The organism is Arthrospiribacter ruber, from assembly GCF_019343195.1.
GTDB classification, from domain to species: Bacteria; Bacteroidota; Bacteroidia; order Cytophagales; family Cyclobacteriaceae; genus Arthrospiribacter; species Arthrospiribacter ruber.
The window spans coordinates 93,700-112,676 of record NZ_RPHB01000013.1 but is presented as its reverse complement, the minus strand read 5'-3'; the positions used below and the strand labels follow the sequence as shown (position 1 = coordinate 112,676).

General features: G+C 39.9%; 12 protein-coding genes and 1 pseudogene. 3 read left to right on the top strand and 10 right to left on the bottom strand.

The features are described 5' to 3' along the window. Positions 1–286 precede the first annotated feature (286 nt). Positions 287–490 (top strand): hypothetical protein, encoded by a 204-nt coding sequence (locus EGN73_RS21370; protein WP_219287012.1) that lies wholly within the window; start codon positions 287–289, stop codon positions 488–490. Between the two features lie 132 nt (positions 491–622). On the opposite strand, the pseudogene EGN73_RS21365 reads toward EGN73_RS21370, so the two are convergent. Further along, positions 623–794, bottom strand: a pseudogene (locus EGN73_RS21365) (JAB domain-containing protein); the annotation flags it as partial. A gap of 96 nt (positions 795–890) precedes the next feature. On the opposite strand from EGN73_RS21365, the gene EGN73_RS21360 reads away from it, so the two are divergent. Continuing rightward, positions 891–1,103: a hypothetical protein gene (locus EGN73_RS21360; protein WP_219287013.1), complete on the top strand. Its 213-nt coding sequence runs from the start codon at positions 891–893 to the stop codon at positions 1,101–1,103. Between the two features lie 93 nt (positions 1,104–1,196). On the opposite strand, the gene EGN73_RS21355 is transcribed toward EGN73_RS21360, so the two are convergent. From EGN73_RS21355 to EGN73_RS21315, 9 genes are all read right to left on the bottom strand, one after another. Then, entirely contained in the window at positions 1,197–2,036 is an 840-nt protein-coding gene (locus EGN73_RS21355; RefSeq protein WP_219287014.1) for a DUF2306 domain-containing protein, read from the bottom strand. A gap of 55 nt (positions 2,037–2,091) precedes the next feature. After that, entirely contained in the window at positions 2,092–2,667 is a 576-nt protein-coding gene (locus EGN73_RS21350) for a Crp/Fnr family transcriptional regulator (protein WP_219287015.1), read from the bottom strand. Positions 2,668–3,002: 335 nt separating this feature from the next. After that, positions 3,003–4,661 carry a RagB/SusD family nutrient uptake outer membrane protein gene (locus tag EGN73_RS21345; protein ID WP_219287016.1) on the bottom strand — a complete coding sequence of 553 codons (1,659 nt, stop codon included), beginning with the start codon at positions 4,659–4,661 and terminating at the stop codon, positions 3,003–3,005. A 10-nt stretch (positions 4,662–4,671) separates the two neighbouring features. Next, complete coding sequence (locus EGN73_RS21340; RefSeq protein WP_219287017.1) at positions 4,672–7,848, bottom strand: SusC/RagA family TonB-linked outer membrane protein; 3,177 nt, start codon at positions 7,846–7,848, stop codon at positions 4,672–4,674. Positions 7,849–8,656: 808 nt separating this feature from the next. Then, positions 8,657–9,592, bottom strand: coding sequence for a purple acid phosphatase family protein (locus EGN73_RS21335; protein WP_219287018.1), 936 nt, complete (start codon positions 9,590–9,592; stop codon positions 8,657–8,659). A gap of 4 nt (positions 9,593–9,596) precedes the next feature. Continuing rightward, positions 9,597–11,162, bottom strand: coding sequence for a RagB/SusD family nutrient uptake outer membrane protein (locus tag EGN73_RS21330; RefSeq protein ID WP_219287019.1), 1,566 nt, complete (start codon positions 11,160–11,162; stop codon positions 9,597–9,599). A gap of 96 nt (positions 11,163–11,258) precedes the next feature. Further along, on the bottom strand, positions 11,259–14,570 hold the full coding sequence (locus tag EGN73_RS21325) for a SusC/RagA family TonB-linked outer membrane protein (RefSeq protein ID WP_219287020.1): 3,312 nt from the start codon (positions 14,568–14,570) through the stop codon (positions 11,259–11,261). 93 nt (positions 14,571–14,663) lie between these two features. Beyond that, the gene (locus tag EGN73_RS21320) at positions 14,664–15,584 is read right to left on the bottom strand and encodes a FecR family protein (protein ID WP_219287021.1); all 921 of its coding nucleotides are present in this window, start codon (positions 15,582–15,584) and stop codon (positions 14,664–14,666) included. Between the two features lie 43 nt (positions 15,585–15,627). Then, positions 15,628–16,227, bottom strand: coding sequence for an RNA polymerase sigma factor (locus EGN73_RS21315; protein WP_009036194.1), 600 nt, complete (start codon positions 16,225–16,227; stop codon positions 15,628–15,630). A 487-nt stretch (positions 16,228–16,714) separates the two neighbouring features. On the opposite strand from EGN73_RS21315, the gene EGN73_RS21310 reads away from it, so the two are divergent. Further along, positions 16,715–18,853, top strand: coding sequence for an alpha-amylase family protein (locus tag EGN73_RS21310; RefSeq protein WP_219287022.1), 2,139 nt, complete (start codon positions 16,715–16,717; stop codon positions 18,851–18,853). The last annotated feature ends 124 nt before the right edge of the window (positions 18,854–18,977 follow it).

The window sequence follows — 18,977 nt, the reverse complement described above, 5'->3', positions numbered from 1 at the left end:
GCTCTGAGTTCCGCAAAATATAGAAAATTGGCATAAACCTAATGTCGCTTAAGTTTTTGTTGATGGAACTGGTAAGCCAGGAAAAGATGCTCAAGGAATTGTATGAGGAAATATTACAATTATTATGAATCTTGATTTCTATTTATGAGAAAATTATTAACGTTTTTCTCCAAGTTTATAAGCAATTAAATAGGTCAATAATAAGTGATCTGAAAAATATATTCAATCTTACTACATGATGTATAGAATGTTTTTTTGGAAGGAAAACAAAACTTGGATCATTGTAATGAGCCTTACCAGAGTAAGATTTAAAAAACTGATTTTAAGCACTTGGCTTGAAAATGGATCCCAATGGATTGAAATTATTGACAATAAGGTTATTCCTTCAAAGGAAATGAGTAATCCTGCCATTCTTGAAGCGATTAAAAATAAAACACCCAATCGGTTTTGGATATTGGTTGCGGAGAAGAGTGACTGTGTAGGGAATTAAACGAAATAGGAATAAAAGTCTTTGGATTGGAAGGTACGAAGAGTTTGATATTTGTTTTAGGACCGCAAAGCTCAACAAATCACTTTTAGAAGATTCAGGCAAAAAAGGAGGCACCCCTCCCTCCCCTTCCTTCTACATCATGCCTTTGTCTGCAAAGCTGATTAAGCACTTCAGTAAAGATGATATGGTCCAGCACAATGATGTCCAGGTGTTTCCCGGCCTCAGAGAGTTTCCTGGTCAGTCTTCTGTCTTGCTCTGATGGTTTCAAGTTTCCTGAGGGATGGTTGTGGACCAGGATCATCGAGCAGCTCTGGTTTTCCAAATTAAAAAATATGTTTAAAATATCAACACAAAAAGGTCAATAGTATTAACAATAGATATTTTCGAAATTCTTACCCTTATGGATGAAAAAGAAATACAGGTCAATAAAAGGCTGGACAGCATCATTTCATCAAATCCGGATCCCTTTCCCTTTGAGCGGATCAATAAAGGAAAGGCACTCTTAAAGCTAATGGAAGAAATCAGGAAGTACATAGAGACGGATCAATGGCTCCATTTGGGTATGATATTAAAAGAGCTGGAAAACCATGAGATACAGATCATGAAAAAATGAGCACAAACACTCAGCAATCCAACTATTTGAAGACTGATAAAGCAACCCTATTAGAACATGCTCTTCCTTGCTAGACTAGATAAACTTAAACTATTAAAAATATGGAAACCAAAGCATCATTGATGCACCGAATATCCCAGTTGCCGTTACAAGGGTAAGCAAGATCAAGAGCATGGAATAAAAGACTTTTGGTAGGTCCCTACCACTTTTTTCCACCCGGAAATACATTTCCAAAAAGGCTAACGGAAGAATAAACTGTGCTGCATTTAATATGGTCAAAGCTGGCCCTTCAAATGTTTCGGGATCAAATCCTACAGGTCCTGAATTGACCAATAGCCAGAACATAAGACCTATTCTGAAAAACCAGACACCACTGGCAGCCATAAAAAGCCTGAGCCCCCATCTTCTATGGGAAGAGACCATGCTGCTTTTGGCCCGGCTGTAAACAAAGTAGGAGAAAACAATGATCAGAACACCATTGAATGCTGTAAGATTGGCATTTAACTGAGACCCCAAGGGTTTGTTGAGTAGGTTTATCAATATCCCAGTGATACTGGTCAGAAGCGCTACTCCTAGATATATTCTTCCATTTATCCTATGAAAGGCTGGAAAATGCTTCCGTAATGCGGGAATGAGCTGCAAAGGCCCTCCTATAGTAATGACCCCTGCCATAAAAATATGCAAGAAAACTATGGCATTGCTCCACAATCTACCTTCTTGATATCCGTGTGGCATGAAGGAATTCCAGGCTTCCCAGTCTCCCCTAAATGAAGCACCTCCATAAAGCTTTATGATATAAGCTGCAAAGATAACCTGGCCTATGAATGCTGTAACAAACCAAATTTCTGTATTAAGTTTTAGAAGTCCTTCAGCAGAATACCTATTGAAAAGTGTTGAAATGCCATGCTTCTTTATCTGTATCGGTGAACCCATATTTTTGAATTTTCACCAATTTGACAAAATGATTATAGCTTACACTTGACAAATGTTAAGAAATCAATTGCCTCCTGATGCGGCTCAGGCTTTCGGGCCGGATACCTAAGAATGAGGCTATATAGACGAGGGGGACGTTTCGGTTTATCATGGGATTTTTTTGGACAAAAGCTCTATATCGCTCTTCAGCGGTAAGGTTGCCCATTTCTGTCAACCTCTTTTTGTCTTCTTCAAGAAAATGTTGAAGGATCAAAATGGTGTAATCCTTTAGTATTGTGCTTTCTTTTAGCATGATATTTATATCATCCCTTTTGACCCTTAAAATGTCACAGGCTGTAATGCACTGAAGGTTTTCATCAGAAGGTCTTCTTTCCATCATTGCCAAATAGCTGCTAAAAAATCTGGGGCCTTCATTGATATCAACGGTGACTTCGAGACCTTTTTCATTTACATGAAAATTCCTCATGTGGCCGGACACTATAAAATTCTGATAGTCATGGACTGTACCCGCTTTTTCTATCAATTCCCCTTTGGAATAAGTAAAAGGCCTAAAATACTGAAGGCAAAGCTCCTTGTCTTTTGCTGTCATAGGGATCATTTGCTCTACAGTATCGAATAATGCCTGATGCATAAATAAAATTGGTTTGAAAATCCAAACTAAGCTAAAGCACAAAATCAGAATACACAAAAAAAAACGTGGTTGTTTATTGGTTCTAATTTTAATCTAAAATCCATTGAAAAAAACTCCCTAGATTTTCACTATTTTCTATCTCCTCAAGTTTGCATTATATGAATTGTAAATTCATTCCTATAAAAAGGCTTTGTTGCAAATTAAGCCTTCTTGAATAAAGGTTCATATAACTTTTTAGTACAATTAATTTTTAAATATAAACACAAAAAAAGCACCTCTCTAAAAGAAAGGTGCTTTACAAATTCCATTGACACTTTGCTTGGGAATTTAAAAACCTAATACCCGTTGTTCTGGGTAACGTTTTCATTCCCAACAATATCAATGTATAGCTGTGGGATAGGAAAGTACTCATGTTTTCCTTTGACAAACCTTCCATTAGTAAGATGAGAGCGTAGATTTTTCTCTGAATCAAAGTAAGTGTTCATTACTTCGTCAGCTATCTCCCATCTGACAAGATCGAAGAACCTATGTCCTTCCATGGCAAGTTCAAGCCTTCTTTCCAACCTTACTGCATTCCTGGCTACATCCGGGTTGTTCCATGGGGTTTGGTAGCTGTCTATGGCATACTTGGCTGCAGGCATTTGGCTGTTAAGAGCCAAAACAGGCTTAGTATTTTTGGCCCTGATCCTGACTTGGTTCACCAATTCTCTGGCTCCTTCCAAATTGCCAGTTTCTACCAGAGCTTCTGCTTTCCAAAGCAGAAGGTCCGGATATCGTATCACATAATAGTTAAGCGAGCTTATGTACGGCCATACCTTTACCTGAAGACTGGACAAAGCCGATACGATCCTTTTTTTGGGACCATATGGACCATAAGTACTCAGGTCTCTTGCCCAGGACGCTTCATAATTGATCCCCAGATCTAGGTAAGGAATACCTGGTCTTCCCACAGTATGGTCCAATCTTGGGTCCACATAATCCAGTTCAGAAAGGTTATTTCCGGCAACAGGAATACCTGATTGATCAACTTTATAGGCATTTATAAGGTTTTGGCTTGGCCTGTGAAAGCCATATTGCGGGTAGTGTGGGCCTCCCGGAGCTGAAAGTCTATCCCCAATAGCACCGTTAAAATGTCTTGGTTCTCCATCATTTACGGAAAACTGGACTGCAAAAATTATTTCCTCACTGTTATCGTTTTCCGGAAGAAATACATCTCGAAAGTCATCCAGCAGTCTATACTTTCCCGAATTGATTACTTCATCTGCTTCCTGAATGGTTTCATTCCATTTTTTCTGAAAAACGTATGTTTTAGCAAGGTAGGCTGAGGCAGTGTAGCGATTTGGTCTACCTATGTCTTGTTGGCTATCCGGAAGAAGGTTTTTGGCATTTCTAAAATCTGTTTCAATTTTTGACCAAAGCTCCGTATCTGTAAGATCTTTATTGCCTTTGTAGAATGAGTCTATTTCGATATCCCCTTCATCAAGAAACGGAACATTTTTATAGATTTTTTTCAATTCAAAATAATAATGGCCTCTAAGAAACAGCAGTTCTCCTGTCCTTACATCTTTCAACTGGGCATTAAAACCTTCCGAATTTCCCAGAAGGTACAATGCATAGTTTGTCCTTTTTATTCCTTCATACAATGCCAGCCATTTTCTTTGGACATCGGCAATAACAGGCGTTGTATTGAAGATTTCCATTTGGTGGATCTGGTTTTGATCGCCTGTACCTCCCCCTCCTTTGTAGCAGTCATCGGAAACGGCATCCCCGAAGCTCCAGTTGGAAGCGGGAGAATTAAAACCACTTGTGGCATTGTCAAACTGACCGTTCAATACGCTGTAAGCAGCAATTATGGCTCTTTCCACATTTTCAGGCCTGGTCATTTCAGCGGGAGAAACTTCTCCAAACGGTACTTCTTCCAAAAACTCCTGGGAACATGCCAACGTAAGCATTGCTCCCAAAATGCATAAGAATATTATTCTGTAAGATTTCATTTCTCTTGATTTAAAGTTTGATGTTGAGGCCAAGAATTATTGTTCTGGAGGGAGGGTATACACCTCTATCCACTCCAATGTCCAGGTTTCTATTGGAGCTGGAGTAATTTTGAAGGCCGATTTCAGGGGTCATACCGCTGTAATTGGTCAGGGTAAAGAGGTTGTTTGTCTGTCCATAAACCCTAAGTTCAAGTCCTCCCAGTTTATGAGGAGGAATGTTGTACCCAATTTGCAGGTTGTTCAGCTTGATAAATGATGCTTGTTCCACAAAAAATGAAGAGGGCCTGATATTTTCATTTTGATCATCAAGGCTAAGTCTTGGGATTGTAGCTCCCGGATTTTCGGGGGTCCATGCTCCCAATAGATCTGCAGATTTGTTGTAAGCAGACTGGTTAAAGAAGTGGGTTTTGTATTTGGTAAGGTTATAGATATCCTGACCAAAAGATCCGTTGAAGAAGAGGTTAAGGTCAAAATTCTTGTAATTGAAATTGGCATTAAATCCTATAATTGCTTTGGGATGGGGAGAACCTATTACAGTCCTGTCATTGGCATCAATTACCCCATCTCCATTTACGTCTCTAAAAATAAGATCGCCGGGTTGGGCATTCGGTTGTAGACCATAAGACTCAACCTCTTCCACTGATTGAAAAATACCTATGGCATCATGGCCAAAGAAGGAGCCAATGGCCTGTCCGGGCAAAGTTCGGGACACCTCCTGACCAAAATTAACTGAATGAAGGGAAGAGCCTGGAATTCCAAGATAACTTACTCCATCACTGAGCTCCATGAGTTCATTTCTGTAGAAGGAATAGTTCAGACCCAGATTGTAATACAAAGCCCCTGCATTTCCGGAATATTTGGCACCGATCTCCAGCCCTGTATTTCTCATTTTTCCGCCATTTGTCCAAACGCCGTCATTTGTCCCCCCATATGTCGGTGGTATTGGAGCATATACTAAAAGATTGTCAGTAATTTTATTGAAATAATCCATAGAAACAGACAACCTGTTTTCAAACAGTTCAACATCCACACCAATTCCGGACTGTGTGGTCGTTTCCCAGGTCAGGTTGGCATTAGCTACTCTTGTTTCCACGAGGCCTATCGCAACACTTTCCTGTGCACCATCTATGGCATAGTTGGAATGATGGATATTGTTCTGAAAGCTTGCAAGGCTTGAGTAGGCAGGAAGTTGCTGATTCCCTGTCATCCCCCAGTTAACCCTGACTTTCAGCTCATTGACACTTCTTCCCAGGTCAATGAAATTTTCTTCACTTACTCTCCATCCAGCTGAAAACGCGGGGAAAATATCCCATTTGTTATTGGAAAGTCTTGAGGTACCGTCATATCTTACTGTTGCAGAAAGCAAATATTTATCGGCGAAGGAATAGTTCACTTTCCCGAAATATGAAAGTAAATTCCATTGGTCGGCAACCCCTGTATTCTGTTGGTTATCTGTACCATAACTCAGGTACCTGAAATTTGGGTCTTCATAGAGAAACCCTTCCCTGTATGCAGATTTTGATTCAGCGTATTGTTCAATGGCTTCCTGTCCCAGAAGGAAATCCAGTCTGTTTTTTCCTGATTCTATACTATAATTCAGGGTATTGGTCCATGCCAGCTGATAATAAAATGAGCTGTTATCTGATAGGCTGTTTACTACTCTTAATGATAAAATTTCATCATACAAAGGGGCGAATGCCCTTCTGTTATAGTTTTCATAATCCAGACCCAGGTTTGTTCGGAAAGAGAGGTTTTTAAGGATTTCGGCTTCTCCATAAATATTGCCCAGAACCTTTATCCTGTTTCTGGTATTGTCCTTTTGTCTGGTCAATGAGCCCAGAGGATTGGCAATATCATTAAGAGGGTTACCTGCAAAATTTCCTTCAGTATCCCTTACTGGCACGATTGAGGGAAACTGAAACGCATCATATACTATACTTCCAAGTGAGCTATTGATTCCAACATCATTGGTTCTAGTCAGAGATGTGGTAAAATTCTGACCTATGGTAATGCGGTTCTTTATTCTGTATTCTGAATTGTATCTTATTGAAAACCGGTCAAAGCCGGTATGTCTTATAATTCCCTCCTGATTAAAGTATCCAAGGCCGAGCAGTTGTCTGGAATTTTCATCCCCTTTGGACACATTCAAATTATAAGAGTTCACTTTGGCATTTTGAAAAATCTCTCTGACCCAGTCGGTATCTCCGGAAGGAATTGTTTCAGCCTGGTTCAGGAAAATGGGAATCTGTGCCCTTTGAGGGTTATTTCCATAAATATCCGAAGTTGGATTTCTTCCATCGTTTAAAGATGCCTGCCAAAGCATGTCTCCATATTGTTGGGCGGAAAGCATTCTTGGCAAATTGAAGGCCTGTTGAATCCCGGAATACGCATCCAGGCTAACTGAAGTTTCTTCGCTCCTACCTTTTTTTGTTGTGATAATAACCACCCCGTTTGCAGCCCTTGAGCCATATATGGAAGCGGCAGAAGCATCTTTGAGTACTTGCAGGGACTCAATATCCTGGGGGTTGATTGAATTGAGCCCACCTGAGATTGGTGTACCGTCCACCACATAGAGCGGATCATTGTTGTTGACGGTTCCAAAACCCCTGATCCTGATTGAAACATTACCACCTGGACCATTATCAGAGAGCACTTGAACTCCTGGAGCCCTGCCCGCAAGCATGTTTTCGACATTGGCCACCGGAATATTCTTAATTTCATCCATGTTAACCACTGCAACAGCACCTGTCAGGTCCTTTTTTCGTTGGACATCATAGCCCATTACAACAAATTCTTCCAGAAGGTCTCCTTCTTCTTCTAGATATACAAGGATTGAAGTTTCATTGCTTATCGCAACATGCTGACTTCTGAAGCCTATATATGAGATGATCAGTTCCTTGGTCTCATCAGGGACCATGATCAAAAACTCCCCTTCAAGGTCAGTAATAGTACCAATATTTGTTTCGGGAACGAATACAGAAGCACCTACTACGGGTTCATTCCTTTTTGCATCGAGGACTTTTCCCCTGAGTTCCTTTTGATACAAGAGGTTATAGGTATCCGGAGAACCTTTCAATGTCGGGCTTAGATTCCCGGCGAAAGATGAATGACAGATAAGTACCAAAAATAGCACTATCCGCAAGCTACTGATTGCAGTATACCTGCTTTTAAGTAAAATAAAATTCATAAATTTAAATGTTAATGTTATAAGTCGTTTTATAGCTTAATTCTTAACCGGGTTGTTGGCGCAGCCCGGTTTTCTCATTTTGTTTGTTTCATAGGCTTACATAGGATTAGGTTTTTCAGATATTCTTTCAAGCAATGATATTGATGGCCACAGCTCCAAAACTTTGGACTGAAAAAATTCTTTATAATTTGGCTTTAACCGGACATAGTGAACTCATCAGATATCATTCTGCAAATCTATTTTTAATAAACATTTCGTTTATACCAGTTCAGGTTATGCTTATTTTATTTTATGTGCAGGTTATTTCAAGAAATCAGAAAAAAACTTAACTAATATTTAATTGTAAATAATTGGTAATATTAAAAATTTTCAATTAAGTTAATTTAAATAAACTTTTTTTTTAAATAAATGACATTGTTTTTATTTGGAAGGTCAATTCTCCATGAGTTCAGTTCATAAAAAAGATAGGCCTGTATCGGGAACAATAATTGATTTTTGCAAAAGGTTCTATTATGAATCGGAGTAGAACTTTAAGTTAAGTCTGGATACTTATACATCAGTAAAAATCAAGAAAATTTTAATAAACAGGATGAACAAGTCAAATCTATTGAATAGATATAATTGCTTTCCAAGAATGAGGTAGGGTCAAAAAAGTTTTGAAATTCGCAGATGGATTTTGAATAATTTTAATCAGTCATTCTATCCAAACTTTTGGTTTTCGATTAAAAGAAATTCCGGATGAAAACGTTTAATCATCCGGAATTTCAGATTATAGAGAAAAACTCTTTATCGATAAATACATTTAAGACTACTTTTCAATTTTGCTATGGTAGAGTGTTACTCCACTCTTATTGATGACATCAAACTCAATTTTCTCTTCAGTCAAGGAAAATAGGATAAAGCCTGGCTCTGATGCGGTGAACTTTGTATATGGCAGCGTATCACTTTGGGTAACTTCTGATGCCGACCCAGAAATCACCTGTTTGATTCCGTTATGCTCAAGGTATTGAAGGCTGTGGTCATGGCCGCTGATGTAAAGATCTACTTCTGAATGCCTTAACAAATTTTCCAATGATTTTCTAATGGACCTGGTGTCATAACCATTGGTCCTTCCACCTGTATATACAGGGTGATGACCTACTACGATTTTCCAGGCAATTTCGTCATCTTCTTCTTCAATGAGTTTCTTCATCCACTTTTTTTGGGCTAAGGAGTCGGACTTGGCAACATTGGGACCGTAGATAGAATTGGCATAAAATTCTGGGATGAGGCTATTGGTATCTATATAAATGAACAAAGCCTTTTTTCTACTTCCTTTTATAGGAATAGTTTTGGAGTAATACCTATCAGGCATGTTCCATCTTCTGGAAATGCGGGAGTATTCCACCTGGGCATCCGGGTCACCGAGGTAATCATGATTTCCTAAAATAGCGTACCAATCTATCTGAAGATGATAGCTTTTATAAATATCTTCAAATGAATATTTCCACAAGGGGTCAAGGATACTTCTGACACCATTAGGGTAGAAATTATCACCTGATGAAATGATAAAATCGGGTTTATATTTTTTCACCTGATGGAGAAGTTGATCAGCAACTTCCAGCTGCTGATCATCTCCATTTCTCCCCCAGTCACCAATAACTATGAATTTATTGGATCTAACAGTTGGGTCAATTGTCTGTGATTCAACCCTTAATACCAAGCCTGAAAATATCAAACAGAATATTAATAACCTTTTCAGCATAACTTTAATATCCGGGGTTTTGAATCAATTTAGGGTTGGTTGCCAGTTCACCTTGAGGAATGGGAAAAACCCTTCTGTATGTTTCATTGTTGGTTTTCACCGGTAAATTGGTTTCAGCATCTCTGCCCCATTCACTTTCAAATTTCCCAAACCTGATCAGGTCATTTCTTCTCCAGGTTTCGCCAGCCATTTCCCTACCTCTTTCTTCTAAGAGAATATCCAGATCAATGGCAGCCAAGGTGCTGGCATTCCGGATTGACCTGACCTGATTGACTAGCTCCAAAGGGTTTTGGCCCATAGGGTCATTTGCTCCCCTTAGCAAAGCCTCTGCTTTTAGCAGGACAAAGTCGGCATACCTGAACAGTAGGAAATCATTTCTGGAATCTCTGCTGGAAGTCCATGTTGGGTCTGGCGTGTATTTTACATTTCGGGCTCCTTGGGCAATCTGTTGTGGAGATCGCCCTCTATCGAAGGTTTCCACATTCACAAATGCAATCTCAGGGTCCAAAAACACATGGTAATCCCCATCCATCATGGGGCTACCATCATTATAATATTGGTGTCCGACCAACCAAATCCCATTTCTGATGTCCTCTGGATCCTTTTCGAATAAATAGTAAAAATCTGCCCAGGTATGTTGACAATTACCAACGCTAATTGTAGTCGGCAATCCAAAATTCACTCTGGAAAGCGGGTGCAAAGGAAATCTCCCTAACCTCATCCCATTGGCACCAAAATTTTGATCAAATGGGATTGCGAATATGGTCTCTTTAATATGTGGTCCGTTGTTAAAGCCAAACATTTCCATGTAATTCTCCTCAAGATCAAAGGGCTGGTTAGCCCCGTTTTCACTGGCACTCATTATGATGTTAATGGAGTTTACTGCTTCTTGATACTTAGCTGTTCCTGTATATACTTCAGCATTGATATACATTTTTGCAAGAAGAGCATGGGCCATCCAATAAGTTGGTTTCCCGTATGTAGCTGTACCTATTTCTTTGGACAGGAAAGGCAAAGCTTCTGAAACTTCATTTTCCAGGTATGCAAAAACTGCACTTCGGTCTGAATTTCCAGGTAGTGTAAGCTCCCCATATTCAGGGCTGATAGGAACATTTCCAAACAGGTCCATCACAAAGAAATAATAGAGTGCGCGCATTGTCCTGATTTCTGCTACGGTCCCGTCCTTTATTTCACCCTCACTGGCATTTTCCAGGGCGGCCAGTATTTCACCACAAAGGCTGATACCTCTATACGCCCAAGTCCAAGTGGAATTGATATGGGGGTGTGTTTCATCCCAAGTGTGTAGATTTAGCTGTATGTACCTTCCCCCATCATAATAATCTGCTCCTCTGGCAGTAAGGACTGCTTCATCTGTTGTCAGTTCCTGCAGGTAATAATAGTCAAGGGCTATATTGTTTCTCAGCTGTACATATACAGGCCCGGTTACGGAGGCAAACTCTGCGTCTGATCTTGGAAACACATCTGAAGTATAGCTGGACTCTATAGGCACATCAAGGTCCGTGCAGGCCAGTAGTCCCAGTAATAATAAAGCACTTAGTATATTTTTCATTTTCATGTTAATTTTTATTCAAAGAATTCTGAAATGGTTCAGCTTCCATCGATATTTCTGGGCTTTCCCTTTGAATGGAAGCACTTTTTAAGGTTTTTAGAAATCCAGGGTCAATCCCAGCAGGAACCCTCTGGTCATAGGGTAAAAGTTATTATTGTCAAATCCCGGAGTCAACCCTCCAAGGTTTACCTCTGGATCGATTCCTGAATATTTGGTAAAGACAAACAGGTTGTTGCCTGTGACGTAGACATTCAGGTTTTTGAAATTTTTGCTGTTTACCATGGGAAAATTATAGGCGAGTGTAGCATTGTCTATCCGAAGAAATGATCCCGGCTCCAAATAGCGGTCAGAGTAAAAATTGTTATTTACATCTGTCATGGGCTCATCCTGGGCTGAAAGAGGAATATTTCTTAAATAAGCCTGACTGATACTGGAGAGCACAGCTCTGGTAGAATTCAGGACTTGATTTCCATAAACACCTCGTATGAACACATTCAAAGACCAGTTTCCGTAAAAGAAGTTATTTCCTATACCATAGGTGAATTTGGGTTGTGCATGTCCCATAAGAATGGCATCAGCAGGAAATCTGGGTGCTGAGGTTTCCCCACCATCCGCGGTGCGGAAAGTTGAAATGCCATTTTCATTTCTTCCGGTCCATTGGAAAAGGTTGAATAGACCTATAGGATAGCCTTCTTTGATCAATTGGGTGGATACTCCGCTCACTCCTGCTCCAGAACCACCTGCTGTAGGAATTGAATCCAGCTGGTACTCAAAGTTTGAAAGCTTTTCTACCCTGTTTCTGTTGTTCGATATATTTCCTGAAACCTCCCATGCAAACTTTCCTTTTTGCATTAGGCTGGCTTGCAAAGTAAGCTCTACGCCCTTATTAGAAATTTCTCCCACATTTGCAGTCATCGTGGGATGTACAAATAATGTGGTAGAAACCGGATAATTGAAAATAAGGTCTGAAGTATACTTATTGTAAACTTCAAGGCTACCATTTACACGACTGCTGAAAAGTGAAAAGTCAATGCCCAGATTGAACATAGAAGTTCTTTCCCATCTAAGGTCGTCATTTACATTGGCTACAGAACCTAATGCCTGTTCATAGACCCCGTTATTGTAGTAGGTTCCTGAGCTACCAAACCTAAAGACTGTCAAAAGGGGATCAAACCCAAGAGAGTTACCGGTAACACCATATCCGGCTCTGAGCTTTAGCTGCTGTAGCAATGACTGACCGGAAAGGAAGTTTTCCTCATGGATCAACCAGCCCACAGATGCTGATGGGAAGTTGCCCCACCTGTTGTCCCGGCTGAATGCAGAGGATCCATCCCTTCTAAGGGAAACCTGTAAGAGATACTTGTCATAAAGAGAATAGTTTACCCTGGAGTAGAATGAAATTATCCTCAATGGTACCTGTAGAAAATTGCCATAATCCACCCTCAATGTATTGGAACCCAAAGCCAAATTCTCAGCTCCTGTCACATCGGAAACAAAGCCTGTATTAGTGGCCTGAAAGCCATCATTATTGACGTCGTCCTGCCAGGAATATCCACCCAAAATTTTCAGTTCCTGGTTCATCGTGTTCAGGGGAGTATATTCAAAGAATGATTCAAAAACCTTTCTATTGTTCTGAACACTGAACCTTTTGGCTATGCCACCTACCTGCTGGCCAGAATAGGAAGTTCCTTCATAGCCAATCGGTAATATGGATTCGCTGTTCTGGTATTGTTTTCCCTCGAATTTTTCCAACTGATACGAACCCAGTACATTGATATTTAACTGCTTAGTCACATCAAACTTTGCTGATATAAATCCCAGGATTGTATTGTTTTCCCTGCTATCCTGATTCAGTTCAAGAATACCCAAAGGGTTGAAGTAATTGGAAGTATGGTCGATGGTATTTTCTTTAAAACTTCCATCTTCATTTCTTACATTGACCGTAGGAAGATAGGAGACCATTTGCCTGTAAACCTCTCCTCTCACCAGCTTCTGCCGATCAAGTGAATTGGTCAACTGAAAATTCAAATTCAAACGATCATTGAATCCCTTTTGGTTTAATGAAAACTGGGCTATTATCCTTTCTCTTCCGGATTCCCGGATAATTCCTTCCTGGTTAAAATAATTGAGGCTGGCATTGAAAGTAGCTCTATCTGTCCCTCCTCCATAGCTAAGGGTGTGGTTTTGACTGATGGCCGTCCTTGTAACGATATCCTGCCAGTCCGTATTTACAAAAGCAGTATCCCCTTGATTTATTGAATAGTCGTTGTCATTTGGAAAAAGGCTTTGGCCGTTTTTGGCAAGATAAGACCTCAGTTCGTCTCCTGTCATCATCCGAAGTGAATTGGAGGCTTGTTCTACACCTGTATAGGCATGGTAACTAAAGCCGTATGTAGGTTGTGCTTTTCTTGTAGTGACAAGAATTACACCGTTGGCAGCCCTACTTCCATATATTGCAGTGGCAGATGCATCCTTCAAAACTTCTATGGATACTATGTTGTCAGGAGATACCAAGTTGATAGAAGCACCCGGAACTCCATCTATGACATAAAAAGGCTGCTGTGCGGCTCCTTCTCTAAGTGTGGAAGCTCCGCGCAATACAATACTCGAACCTCCATTGGGGTTTCCGTCTCTGCTGATCACCAATCCTGCCACTTTACCCTGCAGCAACTGTTCGGGGTTTGCAATGACTCCCCTATTAAATTCTTTGGGAGCAACACTGGTTATAGAGCTTGTTAATTTTTCCCTGCTGACTTCACCGTAGCCAATTACTACAGCTTCATCCAAAAGATTTTCCTTATTTCTCATTCTGATGGTCCAGTCACTGCGGTTGCCCACCGGGACCTCCAGAGGTTCATAACCAAGCATTGAAAATATCAGTACATCATTTTCTTCAAGGCCTTCAAATCTAAAGTTGCCATCAAAATCCGTCACCTGACCACTGCTTTTACCTTTTACCTGAATGGTGACCCCAAAAAGTGCTTCGGAGGTCTCCTCATCAATCACTTTTCCTTTCACTTCAATTGAAACTTTTTTTGGCTTTGATGTATTTGAAGTGGCGTTTTTTGATGCAGACTGTATAAAATACACCCCTCCTCTTTTTTCCACAAGGATGTCTTTGGATTTGGTGAGTTCGGAAAAAAACGTTTCCGCATCATTTGCTAGGATTGATTTACTGCTGACTTTTAATCCATCTAGCTCTTTGGCATCATAAATTATATTCAGATTGAAATTTTTCTGAAGCATACCCAGCGCTTCTGACAAGTGGATTTCTTCAGCTTTTGCATATCCCAATGTCCCTGATCCCTGGGCAATGGCATAATTGGTCAAAAGTAAGAGCGCAAAACTCCCACAGATGCTGAGAAAGACACGATGAATTTGTACTTTCTCCAATTTGTTTTTTTTCATTACTTTAGCGATTGATTAGTTAATAAAAGGTTATTGATGGAAACCATTTCATTCAATTAGCCTGTCCCGACACCTGCTCCAACAGGTGTCGGGTTATTGAATTTCGTAGTTTTTCGATCCTGTTTTTTTGATTTTCAAGTCATATTTGGAGAGTATACTACTCAACACATCAATTATGACTTCCAGGTCTAAGCCTGCTTCCAAATTGGCACTTAATCCCAGCCCCGTACCATCCGGGTAACTGATCTGTACATCATAATAGCTTGTAAGAAGATGGGCGACTTCTTTAAGGTCTGCATTGTCAAAAACAAGCCTTTTAAGTTTCAGGTCCTGATAGTACTCCGTTTTGCTTTGGACCACAGTCCCGTTTTGTCTATTGATTTTTAGCTGTTCTGATTGCTCAAGTGTGGCTACAGATTTCCCTTTGTAGGCGACGGTTACTTTGCCACTTGCTACCGTAATGCGCTGCTCGGGAAACTGGCTATAAGTCTGTACTTCGAAGGATGTGCCAAGTACTTCTATTTTTGAATCATCTGCTGTGACACTGAAAACTTTATCCGGATTTCTTTTTACATCAAAAAAGGCACTGCCCGACAAGGTTACTTTTCTCTCCTTTTCAAAACCCTTTTGATAGCTCAGGCTAGAGTTTGGTTTTAGAAGTACAAAGCTGCTATCGGGCAACAAAAACTCTTTGAACTCCCCTATCTGAGTACTTTCTACTACTTCCTGATATGAGCTGCCAACAGTTTTCCAAAGCAATATTGTCAAAATCAAAAATGGCAACAATATAGCAGCGACTTTCAATACAATGGACTGAAAAACTTTTCGTGGAGGTCTGATTGCGGCCATGGCATTTTTCTTTGCCCTGGACACTTTTTCTAAATTAACATCAGGCTTTTCGGAACCTGAAGCTGCAATGCCATCCAACCAATTTTCCAGTAATTGTTTTTCTGATTCGTTGGCAGTCCCATTGAGGTATTTATCCAGTAAGCGGGATATTTTGTGATTTTCCAAGAGTACGTCGTTTGGTAGAAGTACCCCGAGGAATCCATTTCAACTATTCAAAAAATCGAATTAACAGAAACTTAGCAATTGGAGTAGAATAGTAACAAGTAGTTAATACTTTGGTAATCTGAGGAAGGATTTTGTGTCTTGCTGATGCGATCTGATTGCGTACAGTCTGTTCAGAAACTTTGTTAAGTAAGGAAATCTCTTTGGCAGTATAGCCTTCCAGTTCATGTAATAAAAAGACCTGCCTTTCTTTTTCCGGCAGTACCAATGTCTGGGCATGAATCAGTTCAAGCAATTCCTTATGCAGAAGATCTTTTAATGGCAGGTCAGATTTTTCAATCTGATGAACAAGCTGTTCCAGATGTTTTTTACGTATTCCCTGACTTCTGAAGGTTTTAAGGATTTTCTTTTTTAGACAGGAGAAAAGGAAAACTTTCCATTCAGTCCTTATCGGAAGTTGCACTTCTCTTTTTTCCCAGATATCCAGAAAAAGCTCCTGAACCAAATCTTCAGCTTCATTTTCATCCTCTAAAATAGAAAAGGCATATCGAAATAAGGAGCTCCAGTACTGATCGAACAAATACTCAAAAGCCTTTTCATTCCCGGAACGCAGGTCTTCCCATAAATTCCCCTCTGACTTATACATTTCTAAAATTCTTTCAAATCCAAAGTTACCAAATTTTAGAACCGGGAATTGATACTTATGAGAATGTCACAGAAAGTTCATTCTGGATTAATAGTATATTAACATCTCTTGAAAATTGTAGCTTTTATATTTATTAAATATCCGACAAAACCGAAATGGCTTTAGCTCTTCGATCATATAAGTCCATACAAATATCCTTAGAACCAATCTGCTCTACGCCTAAGCCAACATTTTGAAAATGAAAAATTTCCAACAGAGCAAAGGCTTAACCTTTGAAATGGAAATTGAAACTTAAGCATGATTGTGAAACCCTCCTTTCCACGCACTGAACTGCTAAAAAGCATACAGTTATTACCAAACCCCATCACTTTGTCCCAATAAAATATCCCCTTATCCAAATTTTAGAAGGTTAACAACATTTTTCTATTAATTTGATCCATTGCTATTTACAAGGCAATTTTAAGTTTCCTCTCAAAACCGACCTACAATGAACCTATCAAAAAAACCAATTGCATGCCCATTGCTTCTATCAATCATACTTCTGCTAATTGTTTTCCCATTGAAAGCAAATGCACAGGTCAGTTGGCCTGATTCCCTGGAGTGGTGGAAAGCAAATAACCTAAGGGTTATACAGACCAATCTTCCTGCTTATGAAGCTGCTACCTTGGATCCGGATTCATTGGTTACAGATTTGATTCATTTTTCCGCCAACACCTTGATTATAAATGCAGGTGGTATCATGGCTTTTTATCCGACCAAACTGGAATATCACTATACCAATCCTTTTATGCAGGAAAACATGTTGGGAGAGGTGATCAAAAAATGCCATGAAAACAGTATCCGTGTAATCGTCCGATTTGATTTCAGCCGTGCCCACAAAAGTATTTTCGAGAAACACCCAGACTGGTTTTACATCTCCCCGGATGGCGAACATATCACCAATGAGGACCTCTATACGGTTTCAATCAATGCTCCCTACGAACAGGAACAAATCTTCAACATTGTAGAGGAAGTGATTGACCTTTACCCCATAGATGGTATTTTCATCAATATGCCCGGTTATCAGACAAGCAACCCTTACATAGGTAAATATTACGGCATAGATCAAAATCCCTATGATCAAAAGCGCTTTAAGGAATACAGTGGTGGAATGGAATTGCCCAAGGTAGAAGACCGCAATGACCCTGTTTTCAGAAAGTATGAAGAATTCAAAAAATTCACTGCTGACGACATCATCAAAAGATTAAACCTTTTGGTAAAGTCCAAAAACAAAAATATCGCCATATGTACCTATTCAGAAGATCATGTTGACATCATCCGCCATGAATCCCAGACCAATTCCTTACCCTATTGGCCATACAACGCATCGGACAATGTTAACAATACCAGACATTCCTTTCCTGACCATATTGTCAGCAATGCCAGTATTCAGCAGATTTCTTTCCAGTCAAGGTACAATGCCATAGAACCGGAAGAAGTGGCCATCAGGTTATATGAAAATATTGCTCATGGTTCAGGGCTTGATCTGAGCCTCATGGGAGATTTCAGAGACTATGAGGACGAGCGTAATTTTGAAGTTTTCAGAAAAGTGTACGCCCACCACAAAAAATATGAGCCTTATTTTGGCCACTACAAATCACCTGCAAAAGTCGCTGTCATAGCACCTGGCTCTTGGCCTTCGGGCGAAGCCGCCCAGGAATACAGAGGAATCCAGCTCATGTTGTTAGAATCACATATCCAATTTGATATCATAGAGAAGAGCCAAATCGCTCAACAGGAAAAGGCCCTTAGCAAATACAAGGTGGTGATTTTGCCTGAAATATCTTCTGTAGATCAAAATGCATTGGCTACTTTGAAAAGATTGGTCAATGACGGAGTCCATATCATTGCTACCAATCGCTCTCTTTCAGACCATCCTAAAATATTAGATGACTTATTTGGTGCCAAAATAAAGGAACTGAACCATGATGGAGCCGGGTTTTACCTTCAACCTGATAATAAAAACCTCTTCACTCGATTTGACAAACAATCTCTCTTGTTCTGGAAATTCAACCTAGGGCTTTATGATTTTGATGGGGCAACAGAAACGCAACTACCTATTTTAACACCGGGTATCCCCGGACCTCCTGAAATCATTGGCGGTCATGAACCTACTGGATTCCATGCTGTTGGCATTAAAAATCACAATAGCGGAAAAGCGGTTTTGATGCCCATTAATTTGGGAAGGCTTTATTTTCTACATGGCTACGAGCAGCATAAAAATCTACTCTTGGATTTGTTAGACTATATTTTTCCGGAAGTGGACCAACTCATCAGGACCAATGCCCATCCGAGAATTGAGGTGATTTTACAAAACTATGCCTTGAACACCCCTGAGAATTATGGCAATGAGGCAAAAGACGGTATGATCCTACATTTAGTCAATCTGACAGGATTTAGTGGAAATACTTATTTTGACCCTTTACCGGTCTTTGATACAGAATTTGAAATTCGCACTGAATTTAAGCCTCAACGCATTTGGAGCATGGTTAGTGAAAAAGAAATTCCTTTTACATTTCAAAATGGCAGAGTCACTTTAAAAATAGATAAAGTCCAAGAGTTTGAAGGACTAGTGATGGAAAGGTGAAGTTTAGCCCATAAAATTTAGAATGAAGAAAATTCACCTGCATCTAAAAATCCAAGATCGCTAACTCTAACCATAACAATAAAAAATATCCCACTTCATTCTTGTGAAGGAAATCAGGAAGTGC

Coding starts and splice junctions, on each gene's coding strand:
- EGN73_RS21330 (WP_219287019.1), bottom strand. CDS start 11,162: ATGAAAAATATACTAAGTGCTTTATTATTACTGGGACTACTGGCCTGC.
- EGN73_RS21335 (WP_219287018.1), bottom strand. CDS start 9,592: ATGCTGAAAAGGTTATTAATATTCTGTTTGATATTTTCAGGCTTGGTA.
- EGN73_RS21350 (WP_219287015.1), bottom strand. CDS start 2,667: ATGCATCAGGCATTATTCGATACTGTAGAGCAAATGATCCCTATGACA.
- EGN73_RS21370 (WP_219287012.1), top strand. CDS start 287: ATGAGCCTTACCAGAGTAAGATTTAAAAAACTGATTTTAAGCACTTGG.
- EGN73_RS21355 (WP_219287014.1), bottom strand. CDS start 2,036: ATGGGTTCACCGATACAGATAAAGAAGCATGGCATTTCAACACTTTTC.
- EGN73_RS21340 (WP_219287017.1), bottom strand. CDS start 7,848: ATGAATTTTATTTTACTTAAAAGCAGGTATACTGCAATCAGTAGCTTG.
- EGN73_RS21360 (WP_219287013.1), top strand. CDS start 891: ATGGATGAAAAAGAAATACAGGTCAATAAAAGGCTGGACAGCATCATT.
- EGN73_RS21315 (WP_009036194.1), bottom strand. CDS start 16,227: ATGTATAAGTCAGAGGGGAATTTATGGGAAGACCTGCGTTCCGGGAAT.
- EGN73_RS21325 (WP_219287020.1), bottom strand. CDS start 14,570: ATGAAAAAAAACAAATTGGAGAAAGTACAAATTCATCGTGTCTTTCTC.
- EGN73_RS21345 (WP_219287016.1), bottom strand. CDS start 4,661: ATGAAATCTTACAGAATAATATTCTTATGCATTTTGGGAGCAATGCTT.
- EGN73_RS21310 (WP_219287022.1), top strand. CDS start 16,715: ATGAACCTATCAAAAAAACCAATTGCATGCCCATTGCTTCTATCAATC.